The organism is Deinococcus terrestris (assembly GCF_009377345.1).
GTDB classification, from domain to species: Bacteria; Deinococcota; Deinococci; order Deinococcales; family Deinococcaceae; genus Deinococcus; species Deinococcus terrestris.
Genome location: NZ_WBSL01000001.1, coordinates 1,145,993 through 1,172,476, shown reverse-complemented (window position 1 = coordinate 1,172,476; position 26,484 = coordinate 1,145,993). Strand labels below are relative to the sequence as shown.

The 26,484-nt window shown below is 71.4% G+C and carries 25 protein-coding genes; 9 read left to right on the top strand and 16 right to left on the bottom strand.

The window, feature by feature from the left end; genetic code table 11:
* Positions 1 to 7: 7 nt before the first annotated feature.
* From F8S09_RS05820 to recF, 6 genes are all read right to left on the bottom strand, one after another.
* Complete coding sequence (locus F8S09_RS05820) at positions 8 to 613, bottom strand: hypothetical protein (protein ID WP_152869675.1); 606 nt, start codon at positions 611 to 613, stop codon at positions 8 to 10.
* A gap of 88 nt (positions 614 to 701) precedes the next feature.
* A complete protein-coding gene (locus tag F8S09_RS05815) occupies positions 702 to 1,064 on the bottom strand; it encodes a DUF4397 domain-containing protein (protein ID WP_152869673.1) in 363 nt (120 codons plus the stop codon).
* 151 nt (positions 1,065 to 1,215) lie between these two features.
* Positions 1,216 to 3,087, bottom strand: coding sequence for a beta strand repeat-containing protein (locus F8S09_RS05810; protein WP_194165222.1), 1,872 nt, complete (start codon positions 3,085 to 3,087; stop codon positions 1,216 to 1,218).
* A gap of 81 nt (positions 3,088 to 3,168) precedes the next feature.
* Positions 3,169 to 4,923, bottom strand: a complete 1,755-nt coding sequence (locus F8S09_RS05805; RefSeq protein ID WP_152869669.1) for an ABC transporter substrate-binding protein — start codon at positions 4,921 to 4,923, stop codon at positions 3,169 to 3,171.
* A gap of 128 nt (positions 4,924 to 5,051) precedes the next feature.
* Complete coding sequence (locus F8S09_RS05800) at positions 5,052 to 5,861, bottom strand: DUF721 domain-containing protein (protein ID WP_152870223.1); 810 nt, start codon at positions 5,859 to 5,861, stop codon at positions 5,052 to 5,054.
* Positions 5,862 to 5,914: 53 nt separating this feature from the next.
* Entirely contained in the window at positions 5,915 to 6,991 is a 1,077-nt protein-coding gene (recF, locus tag F8S09_RS05795) for a DNA replication/repair protein RecF (protein WP_322618570.1), read from the bottom strand.
* Positions 6,992 to 7,072: 81 nt separating this feature from the next.
* On the opposite strand from recF, the gene F8S09_RS05790 reads away from it, so the two are divergent.
* Positions 7,073 to 7,864: an N-formylglutamate amidohydrolase gene (locus tag F8S09_RS05790; RefSeq protein ID WP_152869667.1), complete on the top strand. Its 792-nt coding sequence runs from the start codon at positions 7,073 to 7,075 to the stop codon at positions 7,862 to 7,864.
* 3 nt (positions 7,865 to 7,867) lie between these two features.
* Here the strand turns inward: F8S09_RS05790 and F8S09_RS05785 are convergent, their stop codons facing one another.
* Positions 7,868 to 8,362 (bottom strand): endonuclease V, encoded by a 495-nt coding sequence (locus tag F8S09_RS05785; protein WP_322618589.1) that lies wholly within the window; start codon positions 8,360 to 8,362, stop codon positions 7,868 to 7,870.
* Positions 8,363 to 8,398: 36 nt separating this feature from the next.
* Positions 8,399 to 9,400, bottom strand: a complete 1,002-nt coding sequence (locus tag F8S09_RS05780; RefSeq protein WP_152869663.1) for a polyprenyl synthetase family protein — start codon at positions 9,398 to 9,400, stop codon at positions 8,399 to 8,401.
* 66 nt (positions 9,401 to 9,466) lie between these two features.
* On the opposite strand from F8S09_RS05780, the gene F8S09_RS05775 reads away from it, so the two are divergent.
* From F8S09_RS05775 to F8S09_RS05755, 5 genes are all read left to right on the top strand, one after another.
* Positions 9,467 to 10,174, top strand: coding sequence for a TVP38/TMEM64 family protein (locus F8S09_RS05775; RefSeq protein WP_152869661.1), 708 nt, complete (start codon positions 9,467 to 9,469; stop codon positions 10,172 to 10,174).
* A gap of 77 nt (positions 10,175 to 10,251) precedes the next feature.
* The gene (gene purM / locus F8S09_RS05770; RefSeq protein ID WP_152869659.1) at positions 10,252 to 11,331 is read left to right on the top strand and encodes a phosphoribosylformylglycinamidine cyclo-ligase; all 1,080 of its coding nucleotides are present in this window, start codon (positions 10,252 to 10,254) and stop codon (positions 11,329 to 11,331) included.
* Positions 11,328 to 12,041: a histidine phosphatase family protein gene (locus F8S09_RS05765; RefSeq protein ID WP_152869657.1), complete on the top strand. Its 714-nt coding sequence runs from the start codon at positions 11,328 to 11,330 to the stop codon at positions 12,039 to 12,041. Before purM ends, F8S09_RS05765 begins: the two co-directional genes overlap by 4 nt.
* Before the next feature lie 78 nt (positions 12,042 to 12,119).
* On the top strand, positions 12,120 to 13,052 hold the full coding sequence (gene meaB / locus F8S09_RS05760) for a methylmalonyl Co-A mutase-associated GTPase MeaB (protein ID WP_152869655.1): 933 nt from the start codon (positions 12,120 to 12,122) through the stop codon (positions 13,050 to 13,052).
* Positions 13,049 to 13,576, top strand: coding sequence for an isoprenylcysteine carboxyl methyltransferase family protein (locus F8S09_RS05755; protein WP_322618569.1), 528 nt, complete (start codon positions 13,049 to 13,051; stop codon positions 13,574 to 13,576). Before meaB ends, F8S09_RS05755 begins: the two co-directional genes overlap by 4 nt.
* A 4-nt stretch (positions 13,577 to 13,580) precedes the next feature.
* On the opposite strand, the gene F8S09_RS18125 is transcribed toward F8S09_RS05755, so the two are convergent.
* Positions 13,581 to 14,090 carry a hypothetical protein gene (locus F8S09_RS18125; protein WP_152869653.1) on the bottom strand — a complete coding sequence of 170 codons (510 nt, stop codon included), beginning with the start codon at positions 14,088 to 14,090 and terminating at the stop codon, positions 13,581 to 13,583.
* Positions 14,091 to 14,256: 166 nt separating this feature from the next.
* Between F8S09_RS18125 and F8S09_RS05745 the strand changes: the two genes are divergently transcribed.
* Entirely contained in the window at positions 14,257 to 15,426 is a 1,170-nt protein-coding gene (locus tag F8S09_RS05745; RefSeq protein ID WP_152869651.1) for an MFS transporter, read from the top strand.
* A 388-nt stretch (positions 15,427 to 15,814) separates the two neighbouring features.
* Here F8S09_RS05745 and F8S09_RS18120 read toward each other — a convergent pair whose 3' ends face one another.
* The 5 genes from F8S09_RS18120 to F8S09_RS05720 form a co-directional block, all read right to left on the bottom strand.
* Positions 15,815 to 17,335, bottom strand: coding sequence for a hypothetical protein (locus F8S09_RS18120; RefSeq protein ID WP_322618568.1), 1,521 nt, complete (start codon positions 17,333 to 17,335; stop codon positions 15,815 to 15,817).
* A complete protein-coding gene (locus F8S09_RS05735) occupies positions 17,332 to 18,105 on the bottom strand; it encodes an ABC transporter ATP-binding protein (protein ID WP_152869649.1) in 774 nt (257 codons plus the stop codon). Before F8S09_RS05735 ends, F8S09_RS18120 begins: the two co-directional genes overlap by 4 nt.
* 52 nt (positions 18,106 to 18,157) lie before the next feature.
* Complete coding sequence (gene hisD, locus F8S09_RS05730; protein ID WP_152869647.1) at positions 18,158 to 19,546, bottom strand: histidinol dehydrogenase; 1,389 nt, start codon at positions 19,544 to 19,546, stop codon at positions 18,158 to 18,160.
* A gap of 103 nt (positions 19,547 to 19,649) precedes the next feature.
* Positions 19,650 to 20,150 carry a hypothetical protein gene (locus F8S09_RS05725; RefSeq protein WP_322618567.1) on the bottom strand — a complete coding sequence of 167 codons (501 nt, stop codon included), beginning with the start codon at positions 20,148 to 20,150 and terminating at the stop codon, positions 19,650 to 19,652.
* 131 nt (positions 20,151 to 20,281) lie between these two features.
* Positions 20,282 to 21,451, bottom strand: a complete 1,170-nt coding sequence (locus tag F8S09_RS05720; RefSeq protein ID WP_152869643.1) for a phosphopentomutase — start codon at positions 21,449 to 21,451, stop codon at positions 20,282 to 20,284.
* A 297-nt stretch (positions 21,452 to 21,748) separates the two neighbouring features.
* On the opposite strand from F8S09_RS05720, the gene lptB reads away from it, so the two are divergent.
* Positions 21,749 to 22,528 carry an LPS export ABC transporter ATP-binding protein gene (gene lptB, locus F8S09_RS05715; protein WP_322618566.1) on the top strand — a complete coding sequence of 260 codons (780 nt, stop codon included), beginning with the start codon at positions 21,749 to 21,751 and terminating at the stop codon, positions 22,526 to 22,528.
* Between the two features lie 18 nt (positions 22,529 to 22,546).
* Positions 22,547 to 24,442, top strand: a complete 1,896-nt coding sequence (locus F8S09_RS05710; RefSeq protein WP_322618565.1) for a DUF3084 domain-containing protein — start codon at positions 22,547 to 22,549, stop codon at positions 24,440 to 24,442.
* 165 nt (positions 24,443 to 24,607) lie between these two features.
* Here F8S09_RS05710 and F8S09_RS05705 read toward each other — a convergent pair whose 3' ends face one another.
* Positions 24,608 to 25,459, bottom strand: coding sequence for a carbohydrate ABC transporter permease (locus tag F8S09_RS05705; RefSeq protein WP_152869641.1), 852 nt, complete (start codon positions 25,457 to 25,459; stop codon positions 24,608 to 24,610).
* 9 nt (positions 25,460 to 25,468) lie between these two features.
* Positions 25,469 to 26,422 carry a carbohydrate ABC transporter permease gene (locus F8S09_RS05700; protein WP_152869639.1) on the bottom strand — a complete coding sequence of 318 codons (954 nt, stop codon included), beginning with the start codon at positions 26,420 to 26,422 and terminating at the stop codon, positions 25,469 to 25,471.
* Positions 26,423 to 26,484 lie beyond the last annotated feature (62 nt).

The window sequence follows — 26,484 nt, the reverse complement described above, 5'->3', positions numbered from 1 at the left end:
TGAGGGGCTAACGCCCCAGCGTGGCCCGCACCGTTCCGGCCTGGGGGTCAAGCACCACCGTTGGCCAGGGGTTGACCGTGCGGCTGGTCTTGGTCTGCACCGTCAGCGGCAGGGCCGAGTCAACGCGCAGGGGCGTGACCTTCCCGGCCCGGAGTAGGAGCTGGGGGGCCCCGCCCTGCGGGGTGACCGTCACGTCAATCCCCGCGATCTCTCCTTGCAGGTTTTCCGGCAACTCGGCCGGGGAGTCGGCGCTCACCACGCCGGGTTCAGGCAATCTCACCCGCAGGTCGGCGTAGTAGGCCAGCAGGAAGGCGTCCTCGGTAAAGCGGGCCAGTGCGTCGCCCAGCGTCGCGGCCCGCACGGTGACCTCGGTCCCCGAGTGCGTCAGCGTCACGTCCGGGCAGGTCACGTCGTAGGGACCGGGCAGAGAGGTTTCCTCCTCGCTCGGCCCCCACAGCAGCAGCCCCTGGTCGCCCACCCGGGGATTCCCCGCGCACAGCCCCCGCACCTGTTCGGCACTCAGGACGATGGGGTCCCCCACGGGGACGGCGGCGGGGGCGCAGGCGGCGAGCAGCAGGCAGGCCCAGGGGAAAAGCCATTGGCGGTGGGTCATGGCAGGCTCCTTGGCGGGGGGAAGACCAGAGGGCAACCGGAGGCCGCGCCGCTGTGGGACGTGGGCGCGGGCCTCCGGCGGTGCGGGTCTACCGCCGGCTCAGCGCGAGGGCCAGGGCCGGGAAGTTCAGGTCCGTGCCTCCCGACAACTTCAGGGTGTACTCTCCCCACTGCGCGATATCCAGCTCCGTCTCCAGCAGGTTGGCCGGGCCGGGCGGCACGTTGGAGGCCGTCACCACGAAGGTGTGCTTGCCAGGCGCGAGGTCATGCCCGAACATCGTGGGGAAGGCCGGGAACATGTTGTCGAACAGCAGCCTGCCGTTGACATACACGTCGACCAGGCCGCTCTGCGCGTGGTCGTTCAGGAAATAGACGCGGGCGGCCTGGGCCGGGGCAACGGCCGGGGCGAGGAGGGCAGCGAGCAGCAGGGCCTTGGAGAGGGGGGTGCGCATGGCGGGGGTCCTTTCTGATCGGCGGACATGGGGCGCCGGGCAGGAGGGGACGGACGGGGGCAGCGCGGCCAGGAGAGATTGAGAAACTGGGGGAGTGCACCTCCTGGGGGAACGAGAGGGTGAAAGGACGTGGGCCAAACGTGGGGAGGCGTTATTCGTTGAAGACGTTGTCGGGTGTATTGCCGCTGACGGTGCCGCCCGTCTGGATATAGGCAGCGTCTTTGCGGTTGAACACGCCGCCGCCGTTGCGGGTGGCCGCATTCCCGGTCACGCGGCCGGAGGTCACAGTCAGCCTGCCGCCGTTGAAAAAGCCCCCGCCCACGTTGCTGGGATCGGTCAGCTGGTTGCCGCTGACGTCCGCGCCAGTCAGGAGGAACTCGGCGGTGGGGGAGGTCTGGTAAGGGCCGTCAATCACGACTCCGGCGCCCCAGCGGGCCTTGTTGCCGCTGATGGTGCCGCCGCTGGCGGTCATCTTCGCCCCGGCGTACAGACGCACCCCTCCGCCGCCCTCGTGCCCCTCCTGACTGACCGTGGAGTTGCCGCTGATGGTCCCGCCCGTCATGGTCACCGCGCCGCCAATGACGATGCCGCCGCCCGTCACGGTGGCCTGATTGCCGCTGATGGTGCCGCCCGAGAGATTCAGGATGGCGGAGTGGCCAATGTCCAGCCCCCCTCCGCGCTGAGCAGAGTTCCCGCTGAGGGTTCCGCCCCTGACCTCCAGGGTGGTGCCGCCTGCCTCGGCGCTGCCGACTCCGATTCCGCCGCCGTACTGCGCGGTGTTGCCACGAACCACAGCCCCGCCCTCGATGGTCAGCGAGGTCTTCTGGCCCGCTCCCGAGTAGAGTTGGAGGCCACCGCCGCCGCTCTGTGCCGCGTTGTTCTCGATCACGCCACCGGAAATGCGGCCGGTCCCGTAGAAGTTGACAGCGCCGCCAGTGGCTCCGGCCGCGTTTCCGGTGAAGCTGCCGCCAGTCATCGTCAGCGTGCTGCTGCCGGAACTGCGCAGTGCTCCGCCATAGAGCGCGGCGTTTCCCCTGAATGTCCCGGCGCTGAGCGTCAGATTCCCGGTGCTGTAGATGGCCCCACCGCTGCTGTTGACGGCCCCGGTCGCGCGGTTGCCCTCAAAGGTGCCTCCACTGATCGTGACAGCAGACCTGGAAACGAACAGGGCGCCGCCCGCGTTGGTGGCACTGTTGCCCCGGAACGTCCCGCCCCCGATGACTGTCCCCGCCGACAGCAGCATCGCTCCGCCCGCACAACCCCGGCTGCCGTCTGCCACTTCCGCGAAGGTGCAGGAGTTGTTCTCAAAGAGGCCCCCCTGCACCGTCAGGGTGCCGTCCGTATGCCGCAGGACCCCGCCCGTGTAGAAGGCCACGTTGCCCTGAAAGGTTCCGCTCTCGATGGTCAGCGTGCCCCGGTTGGCGATGGCCCCGCCCGAACCAGTGCTCTCGCTGGCGATGTCCGGATTGGGAATAAACGCCTCGTTCGCGGTCATGGTGACGTTCCGGAGGGTCAGGGTGGCGCCCGGCGCGTTGTAGATCCCGCCGCCATTCATGGCCCGGCCGCCGGTGACCGTGGTCCCGTCCAGCGTCAGCGTGCCTCCGTTCAGCAGGTTGCCGCCCCAGGTGGCCCGGGAGAGGGCCTGACTGGTCGTGACCGGAATCTCGACGGGTTGCCCAACCCCACCCCGCAGCGTTCCGCCCCGCATCGTCACCTCGGTGCCGGGAGCCACCTCCAGCACCCGGCCCCTTCCGGCCGCGTCCAGGGTCACCTCCCCGGCCAGAATCGTCACGTCCTTGTCGATGGTCACGGGGCTGGAAAGGGTCACCGTTCCGCCCGCCGTGAAGCGCAGGGTATCGCCGTCCCCGGCGGCGGCCAGCACCTCGCGCAGGCTGCCGGGGCCGCTGTCAGCGAGGCTGGTGACCGGGGTTCCGGCCGGGCGGGTCGGCCCTCCGCACGCCGCGAGCAGCAGCGTCAGCAGGAGGGCGGCGGACAGGGGAGTGGGACGGGTGTGCGTCTTCATCGTGATCCCTCCGGACTGCGGAGTAGAGGTGAATTGAGCGTCCATCCAGGAGCGCGGGCGGCTTCGATCTCAGGCCTGGTCTCAGTCCTGCACCCAGGTCAGCACCAGCTCGCGGGTGCCCACGTCGGCGTCGGCAATGGCTGCCGGGTACTCGCCACGCACGCGGCTGCGCCAGGCGACGCTGGCTTTGGGGGCCACCAGGTATACGAACGGCTGATGCTGCGCCTCGAGGTCCTGAAGCTGCCGCCCGAGGGCGAGGCGCCGCGTGCGGTCGGGTTCGGCGTTGCCCTCCTGGAACAGGCGATCCGCCTCGCGTTCCCAGTCGGTCAGGCAGCCGCCCGAGCGGTTGTAGGCGTGCAGGTTGCCATTGCACGGAACGACGTTGACCCCGAAGGGCCAGATGTTGCTCCCCCCGCTCAGCCCCAGCAGGATGGCGTCGAAGGGCCGGTCGTCGCCGGTTGAGGCCAGGCGGCTGGCAATCACGTTGAAGTCAATCGCCTGGGCATTGACCTTCACGCCCGCCTGCCGCGCTCCCTCCGCAAAGATCCGGGCGTAGTTCTCGCGGGCTGTATTCCCCGCATTGGTGATCAGATCGAACTCCAGCACCCGCCCGGCGCTGTTGATCAGGTAGCCGTCGGCATTGGCGCGGTCGTACCCCAGTCCCGCGAGCAGGCGGCGGGCCTCGGCGACATTGAAGTTAAACCGGGGCGCCGTGGGCGAGATCCACTCGGCGAAGACCGGGTAGACGTTGGTGTACACCGCCTCGCCCGCGCCCCCCAGCACCTCGCGGACCATCCGCTCGCGGTCGGTGAGGTGGCTCATCGCCTGCCGGAAGGCACTGGAGCGGAACAGGCGCTGCTTTTCGGGGTCGGACGCCCGGTTCCAGTTCCAGACGATCCAACTGCTGGAAGCCTGCCCGCTGTAATTCTCGCGCAGCACGACGTTCGCCGCGCCGCGCAGGGCCGCGAGCTGCGTGGGGGCAGGGGAGAAGAGGTCGATTCGGCCCGCCAGGAACGCGCTGAGTTGCGCGTCCGTGCTGGAGACGGGTACGAGTTCCACCCGGTCCAGGTACGGCAGCGGCTGCCCGGCACTGTCCACGGCCCACTCGCCGTAGAAGGGGTTGCGCTCCAGCACGGCGGCCCCATCCGTGGCCAGCGAGGCCAGCTTGAAGGGACCGGACACCACGATGCTGGCTGGATTCGCCGCCACGGGCCACAGGGCACGGATGGCCGCCGCGCCTCCCGACGTGTAGGCCGCGCCGAAGATATGGTCGGGCCAGGGGGTGAACGCCGTGGTCAAGGCGGTGGTGGCCTGCCGCTCCTGAAAGACGATGCGCACGGTGCGGTCCCCCGTCTGGCTGACCGTGACCCCCCGCAGGGTGTCGTAGGAGTTCGAGCCGACCGCCTGATCCTGGTGAATCCGGGCCGTCGTCACGAAATCCTTGGGCGTGATGGGCTGGCCGTCGCTCCACTTCAGGTCGGGCCGCAGCGTGAACTCCCAGGTCAGGCCGTCGGCCGAGACGGTATAGGCCTGCGCCATGTAGGGGACGAACTCTTCGGTCACGGGGTCCTGCTTGAGCAGCCCGGCGTCCGACAGTTGGGACACCGCGCTGTTCGCCTGAGCATTCCGGAACGGATTGAGCGTCAGCGAAGGCCCCGGCGCGCTGTTCCGCAGGGTGCCGCCCCGCTTGACCTCGGCGGGAGAGGAGACCGTCCAGGCCGCCGGAAACACGAAGTCCGTCGTATTCGGCTGGGGCCTCTGGCCGCCCCCGCAGGCGCTGAGCAGACCGAGCGAGAGGGCAAGGAACAGGGGAGCGGTGCGCGAATCCTTCCTCATGGGTGATCCCTCCTCCCCCCGGGAGGCGGGCGGAGGGATGCCACCCGCGCCGGAGGTGGAGAGATCGTGAACCCAGAGGCGTCAACGGAGCGTCAATGCGGCGTCAGCGGGGCAGGGCTGGCCCCGCTTTACCGCCCTGCTTCCAGCACCGTTCGCACCCGTTCGGGCAACGTGGCGCGGTCGGCGCGGGTCAGCGGTCGGCGCGGGGCACGGTGCGTCAGGGCCACGAACAGTTCAGCCTGCTCGGCCAGGAAGTCGCGGTATCCGGCTTCCCCGCCGCCGCGCACGCATTCCAGCGCCAGCAGCTCCAGTGCCTCCCGCAGCGAGGCCAGGGCCAGGAACCGGGCCGCGTCCGCGCCGCTGTTGCCCAGCAGGGACGGGAGCGCGGCCAGCCGCTCGGGGTGACGGGTCAGGGTGCGGGCCGCCCGGCGCACGTTGGGGTCCTCCAGGGTCAGCTCGCACGCCCGGCAGGGTTGCTCGCGGCTGGCCTCCCCACACACCGGGCAGGGACGCCAGCCCTGTTCCTCACGCCACTTCCGCGCCCGCGTGATCGCCTCGGCCGCCTTCAGCGCCACGCCTTTCAGGTCCCCCTGCACGTCCTGCACGAGCGCCCGCGCCCGCTCGCGGTCGGGGGCGGGGAGGGGCGCTTGCCTGGGCACGTCCGGTGGCCGGGGCACACTCCCGACGCTGAAGCGGATTTCCGTGACCCGCTCCTCGCCCAGCACCTCGTTCAGCCGCCGCAGGAAGTGGTGGCGCTGCAACGTGAGGTGGTGCGCGGTCGTCGAGTCGCGCACCTCCACGAAGAGGGTGCCCCCCTGCTGCGACCGGGGCCGCGTGAGCCGGGCAATCTCCGGCCCCACCGCCTGCGGCCAGGCCAGGATCGCCCGCGCCTTTTGCACCCCCTTGGCGATGCGGGCGGTGCCCAGCGTGGCGCCCATCAGGTCGGAGAGGCCGCGTGGACCACCCAGGCGGCGGGGACCACGGGAAGAACTCACGCCGTCACCTCCAGCGTCCCCGCTCCCACCGCTTGCCCTTCGGCCGTGAAGCGCCCCGAGTGAGCCCGCAGGGTCAGCGCCGACCCCGGCACCCGCTCGGTCCCGGTCACGATGGCCTGCGGCACGCTGGCAGCGAGGTCCAGCAAAAAGGAGCGGCGGCCGGGGTCGAGTTCGGCCGAGAAATCGTCAATCAGCAGCACCGGTTTTTCCCCGAAGCGCTCGGCCAGCAACTCCAACTCGGCGCGGCGCAGGGCGAGCGCGACCGTGCGCCCCTCGCCCCGGCTGGCGTACTCGCTCGCCGGAAAGTCGCCCAGCCGCAGCACGAGGTCGTCACGGTGCGGCCCGGTCACGGTGGCTCCCCGCGCGAGTTCCTCGGCCCGGCGCCCGGTGAGGTCGGCCCCGTAGGTTTCGGGCGCGGTGGACTCCTGAAGAGTCAGGGACAGCGCCTTGCGGCTGCCCAGCGCGGCGTTCGCCTCCGAGGCGAGTTCGGCCAGCCGGGTCAGCGCCCGGCGGCGAAAGAGCATGATGTCGGTCCCCAGCTTGACGAGCGCCTCGTCCCAGACGTGCATCGCCCAGTCCTCGCCCGCCCGCAGGGCCGCGTTGCGCTGCGACACCGTGCGCTCGTAGCGGGCGAGCTTCTGCGCGTAATGGGCGCTCAGGCGCGAGAGCAGCGCGTCAAGGTACGCCCGCCGCCCCGCCGGGGGACCGAAGACCAGCTCACTGTCCTCCGGGCGAATCCACACGGCACTCCCGCGCGGCAGGTCGCCGGTCCTGACCCGCACCCCGTCCACCTTGAGCTGCCGCCGCCCGCGCCCCAGCCCGACCTCCTGAATGCTGAGGCTGCCGCCCTGCTGCACGTCGGCCCGCACGTAGGCCTCGCGCTCGCCCGACTGCACGAGCTGCTCCAGTCGCGTCACGTCCGTCAGCCCGGTCAGGGCGAGGTAGGCGGCTTCCAGCAGGTTTGTCTTGCCCGCCCCGTTCTCCCCGAACACGCCCGTGACCCCGGCCGGAAACGTCAGCGTGTCCGGCGCGAGGTTGCGGTAGTTCAGGGTGGACAGGGCCGAAAGCTGCACTCTCCCAGTTTAGCGGGGAGGGGAAGGAAGGGGCGGTGCGGCAGGCCGCAGTTGGGCGGGGGCGGGCGTACCATCGGCCCCATGACCCCTGCCCGAGGCGACCTGCTGATCCTGGCCCCCCACCCGTCCGGGGCGCTGCCCGCCGACGTGCTGCGCGAGATGCTGGGCGATGAGGTGTTCGACACCGGGAAGCGCGAGGCCCTGCTGCGCCGCGTCTTTCTGGAGGGGGACCCCTACACCGACCTGATTTTCGCGCTGCCCGGCGCCCGCTTCCTGCAAGCGCCGTGGAGCCGCTTCGCCGCCGACCTGAACCGTCACCGTAACGACGAGGCCGACAACGGCGTGGTCAAGCTGACCGACTTCGCCCGCCAGCCCCTCTACCCGGCGGGCTTCACGCTGTCGCCGGGGGCGCGGGAGGCCCGGCTGCGGCGTGTCTGGGACGCCTTTGACCGGCAGGTGGAGACCGAGATCGCGGGAGCGCGGCTGATGATCGTGGGGCACGCGATGGCCTCGCACGGCCCGGCGCTGGGGCCGGACACCGGGGTACCCCGCCCGGCGCTGACGATCATGCCGGGGACGGCGGGCAGTCCGACCTTTCCCCCTGAGCTGTGGGAGAGGTTGCGTGGGGCGTGCGAGACGGCCTTCTCCCCACTGCTGACCGGCAACCTCAAGCGGGTGGCGGTGGGCGACCCCTGGACCACCGACACGCTGAGCGCCCGCTGGACCGCGCGGACCGGGGTGCCCGCCTTCGGACTGGAGGTCAACGTGGGGCTGTATTTCCCCGAGTGGGGGGTGCCGGACGGGGCGGCGCTGCGCGAGTTGAACGCGGGCTTCGGGCGCTTCGCGGACGCGGCGCTGGGGCTGCTGGGATAAGCGTCAGCCGGAGCGGCTGAGCCTGTCGACCTCTTTGAGCAGCGTGGGGAGGCGGTGCTTGCCCGCCATCCCTTTGAGGTGTCCTTTCGCCTCCTCCAGCGAAAGGCCGACGGCGGTGACGAACAGGGGGCTCCCGCTTGTCCCACGCAACACCTCCGTCTCCTCCGGTGTCCCCTGAAATCTCGTCTTGGCAACGCCGATGACCGGGATTCTCCTTTCCAGCGCTTCCCACAGGTGCAGCCCGAGGCCAGGTCTCCGTTCGCTCCCCAGCCACACGTACCCGTCGATCACGACCGTGTGCGTCTCGAGCAAGACAGGCCCGATCACGCTCAGCAGGGCGGGCAGCTCGCGCCGGTAGAACTGCCCAGGCAGGTACTCCTCGGGGGAGGCGAGGTGGGCGGTGACGACCCTCTCCGGGTGCTCGTCGGTCCACTCCCGGAACAGGATGCCTGCCGCCTTCGCCCAGCCCGGCGAGTAGCCCACATCGGCAGCGAGAATCAGGAAGCATCCCCCCGGAGAGGCGCCCTCATCTCCTTACGCCTCCCGCGTCGCCAATCCGCGCACCGTGTCCAGCAACTCGCGGGCGGCTTGTGGGTCAGGAGCTTCGGCCAGCGCCTCCTCCAGCAGCGCCAGCCCCTCCCGCGCCTCGGCGTCGGCGTGGGCCTGGGCGTGGGTGACGCTGCCGCTCTCCAGCAGCCAGCGGTGAATCTGGGCGACGGCGTCCGCGTCCTTGTCGGCGCGGGGGCGGGCCATCTGCTCCAGAAAGAGAGCCTTCTGGTCCGCCGGGGCCGTCTCCAGCCAGTGCAGCACGATCAAGGTGCGCTTGCCCTCCAGCAGGTCGCCGCCGATCTCCTTGCCGTACTGCGCGGCGTCGCCCAGCAGGTTGAGCACGTCGTCCCGAATCTGGAAGGCCGCGCCGAGCTTCAGCCCCGCCAGGGTGAGCCGCTCGTCGGGGGGGTGCCCGGCGGAGAGGGCGCCCAGCCGCAGCGGGACGACCACGGTGTAGTGGGCGGTTTTCAGCCGGACCATCTCCAGATAGTCGGCCCCGGTGAGCGCCCACTCGCCGCTCTCCACCCAGCTCAGGTCCAAGTGCTGGCCCTCGGCGGTGCGGTGAATCATCGCCAGGAACTCCTCCATGCCGCCCGGCACCCCGGCGCGGTGAACGGCCGCCCACATGTAGGCATGCAGGGCGTCGCCCGCGTTGATTGCCAGCGGGACCCCGTGCAGGCGGTGCAGGGCAGGCTGGCCCCGGCGCTCCTCCGAGTCGTCCTCGATGTCGTCGTGGATCAGCACCCAGTTCTGAAACAGCTCCAGGCCCGCCGCGAGCCACAGCGCCCCCTCCCACGCGGGGGTGCCGGGCCGCGCCCCGTGTGCCCGCGCGGAGGCCAGCAGCAGCGCCGAACGAATGCCCTTACCCCCGCGCTGCGGGTAGTCGCGCAGCATGGCGTGGAAGTGGGCCAGTTCGGGCCGGGTCGCCTCCTCCGGCTGCGGGGGGGGCAGCAGCGACAGCACGCGGGTCAGCAGGTCGGGGTGCATCGGGGGGCAGCATAGCGGGGCAGAAGGCCTGACCGCCTCCTCACCCGGCCCCCCTACACTGCCGCCATGACCTCCGCGCCCCTCCCTCCCCGCCGAGCAGCGGTCGCGGCGTTGCGGTGGATTCTGCCCGGCGTGGTTGTGCTGGGGCTGACTGCCGCCGCACTGACGCCGGACGCGCGGGCCTTCTTGGGCGAGGGCTGGGAGGCCCTGACCTCCAGCGACCCGGCGGTCACCCGCGCCTTTGTGGAGGACCTGGGCTGGGCCGGGCCGCTGGCGCTGCTGGCAGGGTTCGTGCTGCAAGCGGCGGTGCCCGTGCTGCCCGCCCTGGTGATGACGGCGGTGACGGCCCGCGCCTACGGCCCGGTCGAGGGCTTCTTGCTGGTCTACCTGGGCACGCTGCTGGGCGCCGCCGCCGGGTACGGTCTGGGCCGGGCGCTGGGGGACACGCTGGTGCGGGCCTTGGCGGGCGAGCGGGCGCGGCAGACGGCCCACACTTTTGCCGAGCGCTACGGCCTGCAAGGGGTGCTGCTGGTGCGGCTGATGCCGGTCCTCTCGGCCGACGTGCTCAATCTGGTCGCGGGCGCGGCGGGCATGGGCTTCCGGCCCTTCATGGTGGCGACGGCGGCCGGGGCACTGCCGGTCACGGCGCTGGTGGTGTGGCTCAGCGGTTCGGCCACGCGGATGGCCTGGGGGCTGGGGCTTCTGTCGGCCGTGGTGGGACTGGTCGTCCTGGGACGCTGGTGGGCACTGCGCCGGAGTGGGGCGAGGGGCTGACGGCGAAAGGCCCCGCCTCCTTCTCCGCTATGCTGCCTCCCGAGCGGCCCCGGCCTGGGGCGACACCTGGGAGGAGCATGACGCAAGGCAACACGGACGCGGCCCCCGCCTACGAGCGGGCAGGCGTGAACATCGACGCGGGGCACCGGGCGGTTGCCCTGATGAAGGAGGCGGTCGCCCGCACCCACACCCCCAACGTGCTGGGCGGGCTGGGCGGCTTCGGGGGGCTGTTCCGCGCCAGCTTCGGGGAGATGGCAGACCCCATCTTGGTCGCCTCCACTGACGGGGTGGGCACCAAGACGCGGGTGGCCGTCCGCACCGGGCGGGTCGGTGGCCTGGGGGCCGACATCGTCCACCACTGCGTGAACGACATTCTGGTGCAGGGGGCGCGGCCCCTCTTTTTCCTGGACTACGTGGCGACCTCGCGCCTGATCCCGGAGCAGGTCGCCGCCATCGTGACGGGCGCGGCGGAGGCGTGCGAGGCCCTCGGCGTGGCCCTGCTGGGCGGCGAGACGGCCGAGATGCCCGGCGTGTATACCGAAGGCGAACTCGACCTCGTGGGCACCATCGTGGGTGTCGTGGACCGCTCCCGGTTGATTGACGGTTCGCGGATTCAGGTGGGCGACACCGTGATTGCCCTGCCCAGCAGCGGCCTGCACACCAACGGCTACAGCCTCGCGCGGATGGCGCTGGATGAGCTGGACTGGGCCGAAGCGCGGGCCGACCTCGGCGGCGAGCGGCTGGAAGACCTGCTGACCGTGCCGCACCGGGCCTACCTGAGAGCCTTTGACGCCCTGACCGGAGCCGGGGTGGACGTGCGCGGCATGGCCCACATCACCGGGGGCGGGCTGGTGGACAACCCGCCGCGCGTCTTCCCGGCGGGGCTGGGGATGCGGGTGGACACCAGGTCGTGGACGGTGCCGCCCGTCTTCGAGCTGATCGTGCGCCGGGCCGGGATGGACCGGACCGAGGCGTTTCGGGCGCTGAATATGGGCGTGGGCTTCCTCTTCATCGTGGGGCCGGAGGAGCAGGAAGCAGCGCTCTCGGCCCTGCGCGGGGCAGGCGAGTCGCCCTGGGTGATCGGGGAGATGGTGCCCGGCGAGGGCGTGACGCTGGCGGGTCTGAATGAGGCCGGGCTGGGCGGGGCCTCCTCTTGAAGAGGTACCGTCCCCCCACCGGCTTCCGGCTGCCCGACCGCCGCACCGCGACCGAGTTCTGGGTGGTGCGGCACGGCGAGAGCACCTGGAACGCGGACGGACGCTACCAGGGCCAGACCGACGTGCCCCTCAGCCACATCGGGGTCTTGCAGGCGGCGGCGCTGGCCGAGCGGCTGACCGGGCAGCACTTCGACGCGGTGTACACCAGCGACCTGACCCGCGCCTCGCAGACCGCCGAGGCGGTGGCCGAGCGGCTGGCCGGGCAGCCCACCGTGCAGGCCGAGCCGGGGCTGCGCGAGATCGACGTGGGTGAGCTCGGCGGGCTGGTCGTGGCCGACATCGCGCGGCAGCACCCCGAGTACCTGCGCGACCTCCAGGCCGATCCCTGGGGCACCCGGCGCCCCGGCGGTGAGAGCATGGCGGACCTGTTTGCCCGCTGCGGGGACACCTTCGAGCGCCTGCGGGGGCGGCACGCGGGGGGGCGGGTCCTCGTCTTCACGCACGGCGGCGTGGTGCGGGTGGCGGTGGGGCTGGCACTGGGGGGGGTGCCGGGCCACGCCTGGGCCCGCCTGAGCGTGACGAACACCTCCATCACCCGCGTCCTGCTGGGCGAGGACAGCGGCACCCTGCTGGGGTTCAACGACGACGCGCACTTGGAGGACCTGATCGAGGCCACCGAGGTGGACGACGTGCTGGGGCAGGCGCCTTGAGGTCCATCCGGAGCGCTAGCCTGAGCGCACGATGCGACTGCCTGCTGCCCACCTCTCCCGGAAGGCGGGGGTGACCCCTTGACCTCCCCCGACCTCGTGGCCCGCTTCCGCGCCGGGGACCCCCGCGCCCTGGCCCGCGCGATCACGCTGGCGGAGAGCGGCCTGGACACCGCACGTCCTGTTCTGCGGGCCGCCCGCGAGCGCCCGGACCGTGCCGTCGTGCTGGGCGTGACGGGCAGCCCCGGCAGCGGCAAGAGCACCCTCACCGACGCCCTGATCGCCGCGCTGCGGGTGCGGGGCGAGCGGGTGGCCGTCCTTGCGGTGGACCCCAGCAGTCCCTACTCGGGGGGCGCGATTCTGGGCGACCGCATCCGCATGTTGCGCCACCACGGCGACTCCGGCGTCTTCGTGCGGTCGCTCGCCAGCCGCGGCGCCCTGGGCGGCCTCTCGCCGCGCACCCTGCCCGTGCTCGCGCTGCTGGAGGGGGCGGGCTTCGATTGGGTGATCTTGGAGACAGTGGGCGTTGGACAGTCCGAAGTAGACGTGGCGGCCGTGTGCGACCACACCCTGCTCGTCCTGACCCCGGCGGGCGGGGACGGCGTGCAGGCGTTCAAGGCCGGAATCATGGAGATCGCGGACGTGATCGCCGTGAACAAGGCCGACCTGCCCGGCGCCGACCGTACCGTGCGCGAACTGCTCGCCGCGCAGGGTCTTGGCGCCCACGACGAGCACACCTGGTTCGCCCCGGTGCGCCGCACAGTCGCGCAGGCGGGCGAGGGGGTGGAGGCCGTGCTGGAGGCGGTCCTAGCCCACCGCGCCCATCTGGGTGAGGAAGGGCTGCACGCCCGCCGAGCGGAGCGGGCCGAGTTCGAGGTGCGGACGCTGGTGCAGGAGCGGGTGCTCAAGCGGGCACGGGAGGCCAGCGGCGACCTGTATGCGCGGGTGGCACGGGGCGAACTGGACGCGGACGCAGCGGCCGACGCATTGCTGGCGGGCGAGGCGGTCCGGTGAAGGCCCGCACCCTCGCTCCCTGGCTCTTCGGCTTCCTGATGGTGCAGCGCCTCCTCGAACTGCGGGTGGCCCGCGCCAACGAGCGCTGGGCGCGGGAGCACGGCGCGGTGGAGTACGGCCGCGAGCATTACCCCCTCTTTTTCCTGCTGCACCCGGCCTGGATGCTGGGCCTGCTGTGGGAGGGCCGCCGCGCCCGGGGCGGGGTGAACTGGGGAGCACTGCTGCTGTTCGTGCTGGCTCAGCCGCTGCGCTACTGGGTCATTCGCACGCTGGGGCGCTACTGGAACACCCGCATCCTGATCGTGCCGGGGGGCGAGCGGGTCACCGGGGGGCCGTTTCAGTACGTCCGGCATCCCAACTACGCGGTCGTGGCGCTGGAACTCGCTTCCGGGCCGCTGGCGGTGGGGGCGTGGCGTACGGCGCTGGCGGGGACGCTGCTCAACGCCGCCCTGCTGCTCCTGATCCGCATCCCCGCCGAGGAGCGGGCATTGCGGGGCTACCGCGAGGCGACCCCCGAGGCCTGACCGCTTATGACACGCGGCGCAGCCGGGCCGGAATCCGCTGCTCGAACTTCAGGCCTGCCGGGGTGTCCGCGAGGGCCACGGCGCTCAGCACCTTCAACCCCTGAAGTTCCAGCCGGGTGCGGCCGGGACAGTTCGTGCGCTCGACGCCCACGGCGACCGCCCGCACCCGCAGGGCGGCGGCCTCGGTCCGCAGCAGCAGTTCCAGTTCGGCCAGACCGTCGGTGAGGTGCCGGGTGACAATCACCGCGTCCCCCAGGACAGGCCCTTCCACCCGCTCCGGGAGGCGGCCGTCCGCCTGCACCTCCAGCACCGTCAGGCCCCGCAATCGCCCCAACGCGTGTGCCAGTGCCTCCCCGCCCGGCAGCGCCACCACGACCTCCAATTCGGGCAAGTCCCGGGCAAAGAGCGCCGCGACTTCGGCCCAGTCCCGCTCGGGCAGGGCCGCGAGCTGGAGGTCAAGCCGCTTCTCCGAGGGCAGAGTCGCGGCCACGGCAGTGCGCAGGGCGAGGGTCATGTCCCAGCCTAAGCTGTGAAGAAGCCCACATCCGCCTCACACCGTCACATTCATCAGGCCCGCCCCTTCATGTTTTCTTGGGTGTTGGTGGGGGATGGCCCTTTCTGCGGGACGGCCGCTCCTTCCCACTCGTGCTGACCTGTCCGGTGGGCGTAGCGTGTCGCCCATGCAGGCCGCCCCCGCCCGAGTCGCCGCCCGTCACGCCACCGCCGTCGCCGTGGCCGTCACGGCGGGACACTTCATCAACGACGCCTACGGGGCGATGCTCACGCCCCTGACCCCGGCCCTTCAGGGCAAGTTTGGCGTATCTATCGCCGCCGTCACTCTGCTGTCCAGCGTCTACAGCCTGACCTCCAGCGTGCTGCAACCGCTGCTAGGGATTCTGGGCGAGCGTTTCGACCGTCGCTACGCCGCCGCCCTGGGGCCGCTGATGACGGGGCTGGGCCTCACGGCGATGGGGTTCGTGCCGTGGTTCGGGGCGCTGGTGCTGCTGGTGGCGGTCGCGGGATTCGGCAGCGGCTTTTTCCACCCGGCTGGGGCCGCCTACGTCGCCCTGAGCAGCCCCTCCGAGAAGCGGGGGCTGTGGGCCAGCCTGTTCAGTGCCGGGGGCACGGCGGGCATGGCGCTGGGGCCGGTGTTTGCGGGCGTAGGGTTGGAGAACCTGCCCTGGTTCGCCCTGATCGGGGCCGTGATCGCGGCGATTACCTTTGCCGTTACCCCCTCCGGCCGGGCCGAAGGGCGCCGGGTGTCGCTGGCCGAATACGCGGGCATTTTCCGGGGGCCGCTCGTAGGTCTCTGGGCGATGGCGGTGCTGCGCTCGCTCGCCAGCATGGGGTACAACGCGATGCTGCCCTTCATCCTGCTGGGGCGGGGCTTCGGGGCGCGGGAGGTCGGGGTCACGCTGGCCGTCTACGCCGTCGCCAGCGCCATCGGCGGCATCGTGGGGGGGCGGGCGAGCGACCGTTACGGGCGGGTTCCCGTGTTGCGGGCGGCCATCCTGACGACCATTCCCTTTTTCGCGCTGCTGATCCTGTCGAGTCCGGCGAACTGGTGGTTCTACCCGCTCACGTTCCTGGTCGGGGCGGCGGTGAATGCCAGTGTCCCGGTCGGCGTGGTCGCCGCGCAGGAGTACGCGCCGGGGCATGTCGCGGTGGCGAGCAGCATCATGATGGGGTTTTCGTGGGGGTTCGCGGGGTTGCTGATCTTTCTGGTGGGGGCGCTGGCGGATGTGACGACGCCGACGACGGCGGCGCTGGTCAGTCTGACGTTGCTGCTTCCCAGTGCGCTGATCGCGTACCGGTTGCCGGAGCCGAAGCGGGGGGCGTTCGAGGGCTGAGGCTGGAGGGGCGAGGTGTCTTGATTGCGGTTTGCCCCCACCCCCAGCCCCTCCCCCCAGAGGGGGCAGGGGAGCGGCGCTGCGCTGGGCAAAGGTCGTCCCCCCATGTTGCGACTCTGTTTGCCCCGCCCACGTTTCCCCCTCCACGCCATCCTCCGCCCGAGTGAAAGGCCTCGGCGCGGACGCGCCGAACGGCTCGTCTGCCTGGAAAGTGAGCTTGAGCGGTGGGGACGTTGAGGACGGCTGACACAGGGAAAAGAGAGCTTCAGCGAAAGCAGAGGTTGACCCCTCTCCCCTTGCGGGTGACTCGTAGAGCCGCGAAGCGGAGGGGCGTTGCGAAGCAACGGGGTGAGGGGGCGTGTGACCAGCGCTCCTCTATCAACCTTCCCTACCGCGCGTCCGACCCCCGCCCCCCGTACGCCACCGCCAGCGCCACACCCGCCACCAGCAGCGGCGCGAGGCTCCAGGCCTGCCCACGGGCCAGCGCGTAGGCGCCCACGCTCAGGCCGCCCTGAAACAGCAGGGTCAGGAGGGTCTGCCCCAGGGTGTTGCCCTGCCGGGTCTTGAAGGCGTCCGCGCGGCGCACGGGCAGGGGCCGCCACAGCACCAGCAGGGCGCTGCCCGCGACCCCCAGCGCCACTAGGCCGAGGAGGGCCAGCGCCAGGCCGGGGGGCAGCAGGTCCCGGGCGGCGAACAGCCCGACGCCGAGCACCCCCAGCGCCAGGGGCGGCAGCGCGGCGGCCAGCCACTTGTCGCGCCGCAGGGCCGCCGGGCTGCGCGGGGCGGTGACGAGGAGGTCGGGGGCGTCCTCCGCGTTGAGGGTGAGGTGCGCCAGCGCCGAGGCGAGGCTGGCCCCCAGCAGCACGATGCCCGCGCTCGCCGCCCCCTCCACCGAGCCGCGCCACGCCGAGGCCATCAGCGGCAGCAGGTACACGAGTTGCAGCAGCGTGCGCGAGAGCAACTCGGGGTCGCGGCCCACCATGCGCCACTCCTTGAGCAGCGTGGCCTGCCGCGCCGGGCGGAAGCGCAGTGGCCCGGCCCGTTCCCGTCCCGCCCGCCGTCCCCCGCCTCCCTCGGCGGTGGCGGCCACCCCGCTCACGAAGAGGCGGGTCAGCAGCGGCACGCTCAGCGCGAAGGCCAGGGCCGACCCCAGCCCCAGCGCCAGCAGCGGCCCCGGTTCGCTCCACACCGCGCGGGCGGGCCACCACACGGCCGACTCCCGCTCCGGCCAGCCGCCGCGCCCCGGCCCGAACCCCTCCAGCAGCCGCACCACGAGGTCGCCGCGCCCGCTCAGCCCCAGGATGTTGGGCAACTGGAACGCCAGAAAGAGGCTCGCCCCCAGCAGCGCCCCCACCACCGACGCCGTGACCCGCGCCCGGCGCACCCCCAGCACCCGCACCAGCCCCAGGGTCAGCCACAGCCCCAGCGTCGCCGCGAGCAGGGCCGCCCCCAGCCACCACCCCAGCAGCCCCAGCCCGCGCCACGCGCCCAGCACGGCCAACAGGAAAGTCAGCGGCACGATGAGGAGCGCCGACCCCAGCGCCCCCGTGAAGGCCACCCCCAGCGCCCGCGCCGCGAGCACCGTGCGCGGCGAGACGGGCGAGTGCAGCAGCAGGTCGAGGTCGCCCCGTGTATACAGTGCCTCCAGCGCCGCCGTCACGCACGCCGAGATCATCAGCGTGAAGACGAAGACCAGCCCCAGCGTCAGCGGCCCCAGCGCCGCGTCGGGGAGGGGGCGGTCCAGCGGCACTCCGGCGAGCAGGCTCCGCAGCAGGAAGAAGAGCGCCGCCCCCACCCCCACGGCGAACACCACCCCCACGATCAGCCCCCGCCTCGCCCCCCCGCTCAGGTTCTGCCACGCCCAGCGCGTCTGCCAGCGCAGCAGCCACGGCAACGAGCCGGGTCTCACGCGGGGGTCCCGACGGGGTCCTCGGCATTCACGCGCAGCCCGGTCAGGCTGAGGAAGGCGTCTTCCAGCGTGCCCGTCCCGGTGCGGGCCAGCAGCTCACCCGGCGTGCCCTCTGCCACCAGCGTCCCCGCCGCGATGATGCCGAGGCGGTCGGCGAGCCGCTCGGCCACCTCCAGAATGTGGGTGGTCAGCACGACCGCGCCGCCCCCGTCCACGAACTCGCGCAGCGCGTCCTTGACCTGCCGCGAGGCGGCCGCGTCCAGTCCGGTCAGCGGCTCGTCCAGCAGCATCAGGCGCGGGCGGTGGATCAGCGCCCCGGCCAGCGCGAGCTTTTGTTTCATCCCGCGTGAGAAGCCCTCGGTGCGCTCGCGGCGGTGCTCCCACAGGTTCAGCCAGCGCAGCAGCCGCTCGGCTTCGGGGGCGGCCTCGCGGGCGTCCATCTCCCACAGCCCCGCCACAAATTCCAGGTACTCGGGCGGGGTCAGCTTGCCGTACAGCAGCGGGTCGTCGGGCAGGTAGGCGAGCTGGCGCTTGGCGGCGCGGGCGTCGTGCGTCACGTCATGCCCGTAGAGGCGGGCCGTGCCCCCGTCGGGCCGGGTCAGCCCCGCGATCATGCGGATGGTGGTCGTCTTGCCCGCCCCGTTGGGACCCAGCAGCGCGTACAGCTCGCCCGGCGGCACCGTCAGGCTCACGCCCGCGACCGCCACGCGCCCCCCGAAGCTCTTGCGCAGGTCCAGCAGTTCCAGGGCCGGGGGAGAAGTGAAACTCATACCGGGCACTATGCGCTGGAGGGGACGAAGGTTGCGGCGTAGATGCGGCCGCTCACAGGCCCGAAGTCGCCTCCTCCGACACGTCCGCCATCGCTTCCAACGTGGCTTCCGGGTGGGCGGGTGCGGGCGGCGGGGTCAGGCGACTTTCAATCGCGCGGGCGTGGGCTTCCAGGCCCTCGGCACGGGCGAGGATGGCGGCGGGGGGGCCGATGCGGCGCAGCGTCTCCTCACGCACGCCCACCACCGAGATGATGTTCTGGAAATCGCGCACGTTGACCGGACTCATGAAACGGGCGGTGCCCCCGGTCGGCATCACGTGGCTGGGTCCGGCCACGTAGTCGCCCAGCGCCTCCATGCTCGCCTCGCCCACAAAGACGCCCCCGGCGCGGCGCACTCCGTCCAGCAGGCTCCAGGGGTCGCGGGTCAGCAGGCAGAGGTGCTCGGGCGCGTACAGGTTGGACAGGTCCAGCGCTTCGTCCACATCGGCGGCGAGAACGATCTTCATCCGGCTTAGCACGCTGTCCCGCGCCCAACTCCGGTTCGGCTCGGGGAGGGCCTCCAACTGGCCGTCCAACTGATTCTGCACCTCGATCAGCAGGTCGCGGCTGGTGGACACCAGCACGGGTTCGGCCCCCAGGTGCTCGGCCTGCGCGAGGAGGTCGGCGGCCACGAAACGGGGGTCCGCGCTGTCGTCGGCCACCACCAGCGTCTCGGTCGGCCCCGGCAGGCTCTCGATGCCCACTGCGCCGAAGACCATCCGTTTGGCGATCACCACGAAGAGGTTGCCCGGCCCCGCGATCTTGTCCACGCCGGGCACGCTGGCGGTGCCGTAGGCGAGCGCCCCGATGGCCTGTGCCCCGCCCACCCGGAAGACCCGCGTGATGCCCAGTTCGCGGGCCGCGACCAGAATCGCCGGATGCACCGAGCCATCCCGACCGGGCGGCGTCGTCACCACGATCTCGGGCACACCCGCCACCTGCGCGGGCACCGCCGTGTGAATCAGGGTGGAGATCAGCGGCGCGAGGCCACCGGGCACGTACACGCCCACCCGTCCCAGCGGGCGCACGAGTTGCCCCAACGTGCCGTCCGGTCCCTCCTGCATGAAACCGTGCGCGGGCTGCTGCTCGTAGAAGGCCCGGACGCGGCGGATGGCGAGCCGTACGGCCTCATGTAGCTCGGGCTCGATCTGCGCGGCCTCCAGCTCGGTCCCAGACACCTCCAGCGCCTCCGGGCGGTGGCCGTCCAGCCGCTCGGTCCAGTCGCGCAGGGCCTCGTCCCCCCGCGCCCGCACGTCCGCGAGGATGCGTGAGACGACCTCCTCGGGGGTCAGCGGCTCCCCGAAGGTCTGCTGGATGCGGTCCAGCACGCTCTGGGGCACGGGAATCTCGGAAAAGCTGCGGGTCAGGGCCGCGCGGGCGGCGTCGCCTTGTAGGACTTGCATGGTGGAACTCCTGGGGAGGGGTCAGCTTGCGGCGGTCAGCCGGACAGGGAAGAAATCGGGAGGGCGGGCCGAGAGGTGGTCTGCTTTTCGGGCCGACCGCCTCCTACCCCGCCCGCCGCCGCCTGCGCTCAGGCTGCGGTTTCTTGGGCGGCTCGGTCACGGCTTCCAGCGACCCGAAATCGGTGGGCTGGATCAGGCGCAGCAGGCGGTGAGGGGGGTCGACCTCCACGAACACGTAGGCCCCGCCGGGCCGCAGCAGGTAGGCACGGGCGGGAAGGTCGCCCACCGCCGTGTCGGGAAGCCTCTGCACGAGGACGTGTCCCCCCGCCATCTGCACGGTGGCTCGCTCTTCGCCCTCCAGCCCGCGCAGCCACACCAGCAGCGAAACCGGGTCGTGGTGCTCGGTGGTCAGCGGCGCGGTGGCCTCATCGCGGCCCTGCCGCAGCGTGACTAGCCCCGAGCGGCGGTCGAAGGTCGTCTCGAAGTTCGCCCGGTTTCGTCCGTCGCCCTCGGCGTAGTGCAGGCTGGTCAGCAGCCGGGGGTGCATTCGGCTTTGCTGCACCCGTCGCAGCTCGGGCAGCACTCCGCCGAAGTCGGTCTGCACCCGCGCGATCAGCGCCCCGCGTTCCGGGTGCAGCGTCCATTCCTGCGCCCCCGCGAAGCGCCCGCCCAGCAGCAGCGTGAGGCTGAACTGCTCGGGGCCGGGGCGGAAGGTCGGGGCAGCCTCCTGCGGGATCAGCCCTTCAGCCGCGTCCAGAAGCTCTCACCCGGCCCCTTCCAGTCGGCCTCCAGCGCCTCTGAGACGGTCGCCCCCACATCCGCGAAGGTGGCCCGTTCGCCCAGGTCCACCGCCCCCGTCAGGCCGGGGTGCCAGCCCAGCAGCAGCCCGTGCTCGCGGGTGTGGTCGGTGCCGGGCCAGGTGGGGTCGTTGCCGTGGTCTGAGACGAGGATCAGCGCCCCGCCTTCCGGCACGGCGGCCAGCAGCTCCGGCAGCGCGGCGTCGAACTCGGCCAGCGCCGCGCTGTACCCGGCGGGGTCGCGGCGGTGGCCGAACTTGGCGTCGAAGTCCACGAGGTTGGTGAAGATCAGGCCCTGCCCGCCCTGCCGCATCCGCGCGAGCGTCTTCTGGAGGCCGTCCGCGTTGTTGTCGGTGTGAATCTCCTCGGTGAAGCCCTGGTGCGCGTAGATGTCGGGAATCTTGCCGATGCCCACCACGTCAAGCCCGGCGTCCTTGAGCGCGTCCAGCACCGTGCGCGGCGGCACGAGCGAATAGTCCTTGCGGTGCTCGTTGGCCCGCTCGAAGGGGTACTCTCCCCGGAAGGGCCGGGCGATCACCCGCGCGACCGCGTACTCGCCCTGAAGAATCTCGCGGGCGGCCTCGCACCACCGATACAACGTCTCCAGCGGCACCACGTCCTCGTGCGCGGCGATCTGGAACACGCTGTCGGCGCTGGTGTACACGATGGGGAAGCCGGTGCGGAGGTGTTCTTGCCCATAGTCCCGAATCACGTCCGTGCCGCTGTAGGGTCGGTTGCACAGGTGCCCGCGCCCGGTCGCCGCGTCGAAGCGGTCCATCACGGCGGGGGGAAAGCCGTCGGGGAAGACCTGAAAGGCGTGTTCGAGTTGCACGCCCATGAACTCCCAGTGCCCGGTCGAGGTGTCCTTGCCGGGGCTGACCTCGCGCATTCGCCCGAAAGCGCCCGTCACCTCGCCCGCCGGGACCGTCTCCGGCGAAGTCTGCACGGTGGGAATGCGGGACAGCCCCAGCCGCGCGAGGTTGGGGAGGGGAATGGGCGCGGCCGTGAGCGTGTGGTTGAGGGTGTGGGCACCCGCGTCCCCGAAGGCGGCGGCGTCGGGCAACTCGCCTACGCCGACAGAATCCAGAACGATGAGGGTCAGGAGCATGGGGGTAGTGTACGGCGGGGGAGGGGAAGTCGGCGCCGTAGCGAGGTCGCCACAGTTGCACTGCCCCGCTTTTACTCCTCTGCTTCGCAGCTCTGCGAGTCCGCCCCTTCGGGGCACCACCCCTTAAAAGGGAGACTTTCGTGAGGAGCGTTCTCCCCAATTTCGTGCGCTTCAATGGCTCCCCTTGAGGGGAGCTGGCCGCGAAGCGGACTGAGGGGTCGTCCGCCGCGCTTCTGCCACCCCCTTCGTCGCCCTCCTCACCCCCGCTTCCAGACCCCCCGTGCTAGGCTCGCAGACGTGACCGCGCCCGCCCCCCTCTCCGTCCCGCACGGCGTCCAGATCGACTTTCAGCGGCCCGAGCTGCGGGCCGAGGGCCTGCGCAAAAGCTACGGCCGCCGAGCGGTCGTGCGTGGGGCCGACTTCACCGTGCGGCCCGGCGAGATCGTGGCCCTCTTTGGGCCGAACGGGGCGGGGAAGACGACCACCTTTTACATGCTGGTGGGCTTTATCCGGCCGGGCGGGGGGCGCATCCGGCTCGGCGAGCGCGACGTGACCCGGCTGCCCATGCACGAGCGGGCGCGGCTGGGGCTGGGGTATCTCCCGCAGGAACCCAGCGCCTTTCGCAAGCTCACCGCGCGGGACAATCTGCTCGCCATCCTCGAATACCAGGGCCTGCCCCGCGCCGAGCAGGAGGCCCGCGCCGACGCGCTGCTGGCCGAGTTCGGCCTGACCGCTCTGGCCGGAAACTACGCCTACCAGCTTTCTGGCGGCGAGCGGCGGCGGCTGGAACTCGCCCGGGCGCTCACCACCGACCCCGACTACCTGCTGCTCGACGAGCCGTTTACCGGGGTGGACCCCAAGAGCATCCGCGAGATTCAGCGTCTGATCCGGGAGCTGCGCGACCGCCGAGGCATCGGGGTCTTTATCACCGACCACAACGTGCGCGAGACCATCGCGCTGACCGACCGCGTCTACCTGATGTTCGACGGCGAGGTGAAGTTCGAGGGCACCCCGCAGGAGTTCGGGGCCGACGAGGACGCCCGCCGCCACTACCTCGGCGACGACTTCGAGCTGTAGGAAGGGGGCTGAGGGCGCGTGCTGTGGCTGTTCCTGCCCTTCGTGGTGCTGCTGTCGGGCGTGGTCGCCTATTCGGCCGACACCATCGCCCGCAAGGTGGGCCGCAAACACCTGCGCCTCTTCGGGCTGCGGCCCAAGACAACCGCGCTCGTCGTGGCGGTGCTCGCGGGCATGGGCATCAGCGCGGCGAGCCTGGGCGCCTTCCTGCTGCTCAACCGCTCCGCCGTGAACACCATCGCGCAGGCCGATCAGCTCCGGCCCCAGATCAACGCGCTACGGGAAGAGGTCGAGGGCGTGCAGGTCGAGTTACAGGCCGCCCAGCGTGAGCGTGACCAGGCGCGGCGGGCCGCCGAGGCCCTCCAGCGGGAGCGGGTGCAGGCGCAGGCCAGTCTGCAAGAGGCCCAGGCAGCGCTGAGGACCGCCCAGCAGGCCCGCGACACCGCCCAGGCCGACCGCGCCCGCGCCCAGGAGCAGGCCCGCTCCCTGCAAACGCGGGTGACCGAACTCACCGCCCTGGGCCGTACCCTCGAGGCCCGCGCCGAGGAGAGCCGCGCCGCGTTGGCCGCCTCCGAGAGCCAGCTTGCCGACAGCCGCGAGCGTGCCCGTGCCCTTGACGCGCAGGTGGAAACGCTGGGGAACGAGGTCGCGGCCCTCGACCGCCGCGCCGCCAGTGCCGAGGCCGCCGCTGGGGAAGCCCAGGCCCGCGCCGACGCCGCTCAGACGCGGGCTGAGGCGGCTCAGTCGCGCGTGACGGTGCTCAACCGTCAGGTCGACGCCCTGGAAATCGCCCGCGAGGAGGTGCAGGCCCAGCGCGACGCGGCCACCCGCGAGCGCGACGCCGCCCGTCAGGCCCGCTCGGCGGCCGAGGCGGGCCGTGCCCAGGCCGAAGCCGCCCGCACCCAGGCTCAGCAGGCCCGCGACCGCCTCGCCGCCGAGCGCCAGACCTTGATCGCTGCCCGCGACCGCCTGCAGGCCGAACGGGATGCCGCCGCCCGCGCACGGGACGCCGCCGTTCAGGCCCGCGCCTCCGCCGTCGCCGCCCGCGACGCAGCCACTCGCCAGCGCGACGAGGTTGCCGCCGAGCGCGACCGCCTCGCCCGCGAACGCGACAGCGCCGCCCGCGAACGGGACGCCCTGGCCCGCGAACGCGACACGCTGGCCGCCGAACGTGCCCGGCTGGTGACCGAGCGCGACGCGGCGGCCCGCGAACTCGCCAGCCTGCGGACCCAGCAGGCCGAGCTGCGGGCCGCCAACGAGACGCTCGGCCGCGACCTCGCCAGCGCCCGCAGCAGCCTCGACCAGCTTCAGGATGAGTTTTCCAGCGCCCGAGACGAACTCAGCGCCAGCCGCAGCGCCGACCTCGCCTATCCCAAGAATGACCTCGTGTACGCCGGGGTCGTGCCGGGGGTCCGCAACCTCGACACCTTTCTCCAGAGCGCGGCGGCGGCAGCGGCGGACCGGGGCGCCAAGGGCACGCCGCCTGCCCGCCTGAACGCGGCGGCCCGCGAGCGCCTGGAAATCAGCCTGCGTGGGCTGAACGCCAGCGCCTTCGTGCAGTGCCGGGCCGCCAACAACACGGCGGTGGGCTTTCCGGTCGACCTCACCTGTGCCGCCCGGCCCAACACCGTCCTGTACCGGAGCGGGCAGACCATACGCCGGGCGACCGTCACCCTGGGCGACCCCCGCACGGTCCAGAACCAGGTTCAGGACCTCGTGCAGGACACGGTCATTCACCTGACCACCCGGGGCGTGCCCGCCGAGTACATCACCAACGGCGGACTGGGCGTCAACGAGTTCGTGGACCTGCTGACCCGCCTGGGCAGCCGCTCCGGCCAGAGTGCTGCCGTTGCCATCGCCGCCCGCGAGGACGTGCGCCCCGGCGGGCGGGTGGACCTGTATCCGGTGCTGCCGTAAGGAGAGCGGCCAGCCGGTGTAGGAAGGAGCGGAAGGAATGGTCACACGCCCTCGCGGCCAGACGCTCTGCGGGTCCCACGAGGGAGAGGAGAAAGAGAGAACCCCAGCCGGAGCCGGGGCTTGTTTCTTGCTGGTCGCTGGAAGCTGGCGGCTGGCCGCCCTCCCTCAGCCCTTGACCGCCCCCGCCGTCAGGCCGGAGACGATATTGCGCTGGAACACCAGCACCAGGATGATCAGCGGGATCGTCACGATCACCGAGGCGGCCATCGTCAGGCCGAAGGGGCTCTCGTACTGCGAGGCCCCGGTGAAGTTGGCGATGGCGGGCGGGACCGTCGCGGCCGTGGCATCGGTCGTGAAGGTCAGCGCGAACAGGAACTCGTTCCAGGCATTGATGAAGGCGAGCAGGCCCGTTGTGACCAGCGCCGGAGTCATCACCGGGAGCAGCACCCGGAAGAGGGTTTGCAGCGGCGAGGCGCCGTCCACGTAGGCCGCCTCCTCCAGTTCGGTGGGAATCTCGCGCACGAAGGCGGTCAGGGTCCAGACCGTGAAGGGCAGCGTGAAGATCATGTACGACAGGATCAGCCCGCCCCACGAGTTGTACAGGCCGAAGGTCTGGATCATGGTGTACAGCCCCGACAGCACCGCGATCTGCGGAAAGACGCTCACCGCCAGAATCAGGTACATCAGGATGGTCTTGCCCTGAAAGCGAAACTTGCCCAGCGCGTAGGCCGCCAGCACCGAGAGCAGCAGGCTCAGCAGCACCGTGCCCGTCGCCACCACCACGCTGTTGAGCAGGTTGCGGCCGAAGGGGGCGACCGTGAAGACGTCCCGGAAATTCTGGAAGCTGAGGGTGCTGGGGACCCATTGCAGCGCCTCGGCCGAGAGCCGGGCCGAACTCGTCAGGCTGGTCTTGATCGCCCAGTAGAAGGGAAAGAGGACGTAAAACAGCACGGCCGCCACGACCAGCCAGAAGAGGACCAGGGTGACGGTGCGGACCAGTGGATTCTTGGAATTCATCGCCCCACCTCAGTCAAACTTCACGCGCAGGCTGGTCACGTAGATCGCCGTGAACACCATGATGATCAGGAAAATCAGCACGCTGATCGCACTGCCGAACCCGAACTGCGAGTTCAGGATCAGCTCCTGCCGGGCATAGATGCTCATGGTGATCGTTTCCGGGGCATTCCCCTTCACGATGTAGGGCATGTCGAACACCCGCAGCGCGTCCAGCGTGCGGAAGATCAGAGCGACCAAGAGGGCGGGCGTCAGCAGCGGCAGCGTCAGCCGCCAGAACTGGGTCCACTTGTTCGCCCCGTCCACGTCGGCGGCCTCGTACATGTCGTCCGGGATGGTCTGGAGCCCGGCCAGCAGCAGCAGCGCCATGAAGGGGGTGGTCTTCCACACGTCCACCGCGACCAGCGCCGCGAGCGCCGTGTCGGGGTTGCTCAGGAAGGACTCGCCCGCCTGCAAGAAGCCCAGGCTCTGCCCCCACGACGAGATAATCCCGAACGAGTCGTTGTACATCCAGTTCCACATCTGGGCGCTCACCACCGTCGGAATCGCCCAGGGCACCAGGATCGCGGTGCGCATCAGGCCCCGGCCCCGGATCTTGGAATTGATGATCAGCGCGAAGGCCAGCCCCAGCACGGTTTCGAGCAGCACGCTGCCCACCGTGAACTTGACCGTGTTCCACACCGACTGCCACCACTCGGGGATTTGCAGCACGCCCAGGCCCACCCCGTCTTCGGTGGTGAACCAGTAGTTGCCCAGCCCGATCCACCTCGGGGCCGGATCGGTCAGGATGTTGTACTCGGTAAACGAGAGATAGATCGTCCGCAGCAGCGGGTACCCGGCAACGGCGGCCAGCACCAGCAGCATGGGCACCAGCAGCAGCAGCGCCACGCGCGTGCGGCTGGCCTGCAGGCCCCGGCCCGGACGCGCGGGGGCCGCCGTGGGGCGGGAGGGGAGGGGAGTGGTCATCGGGGGCACCTCGCGGGTGAAGGCGGAAAGAGAGAGGACGCCGGAAAACAAAAAGGGGTGCC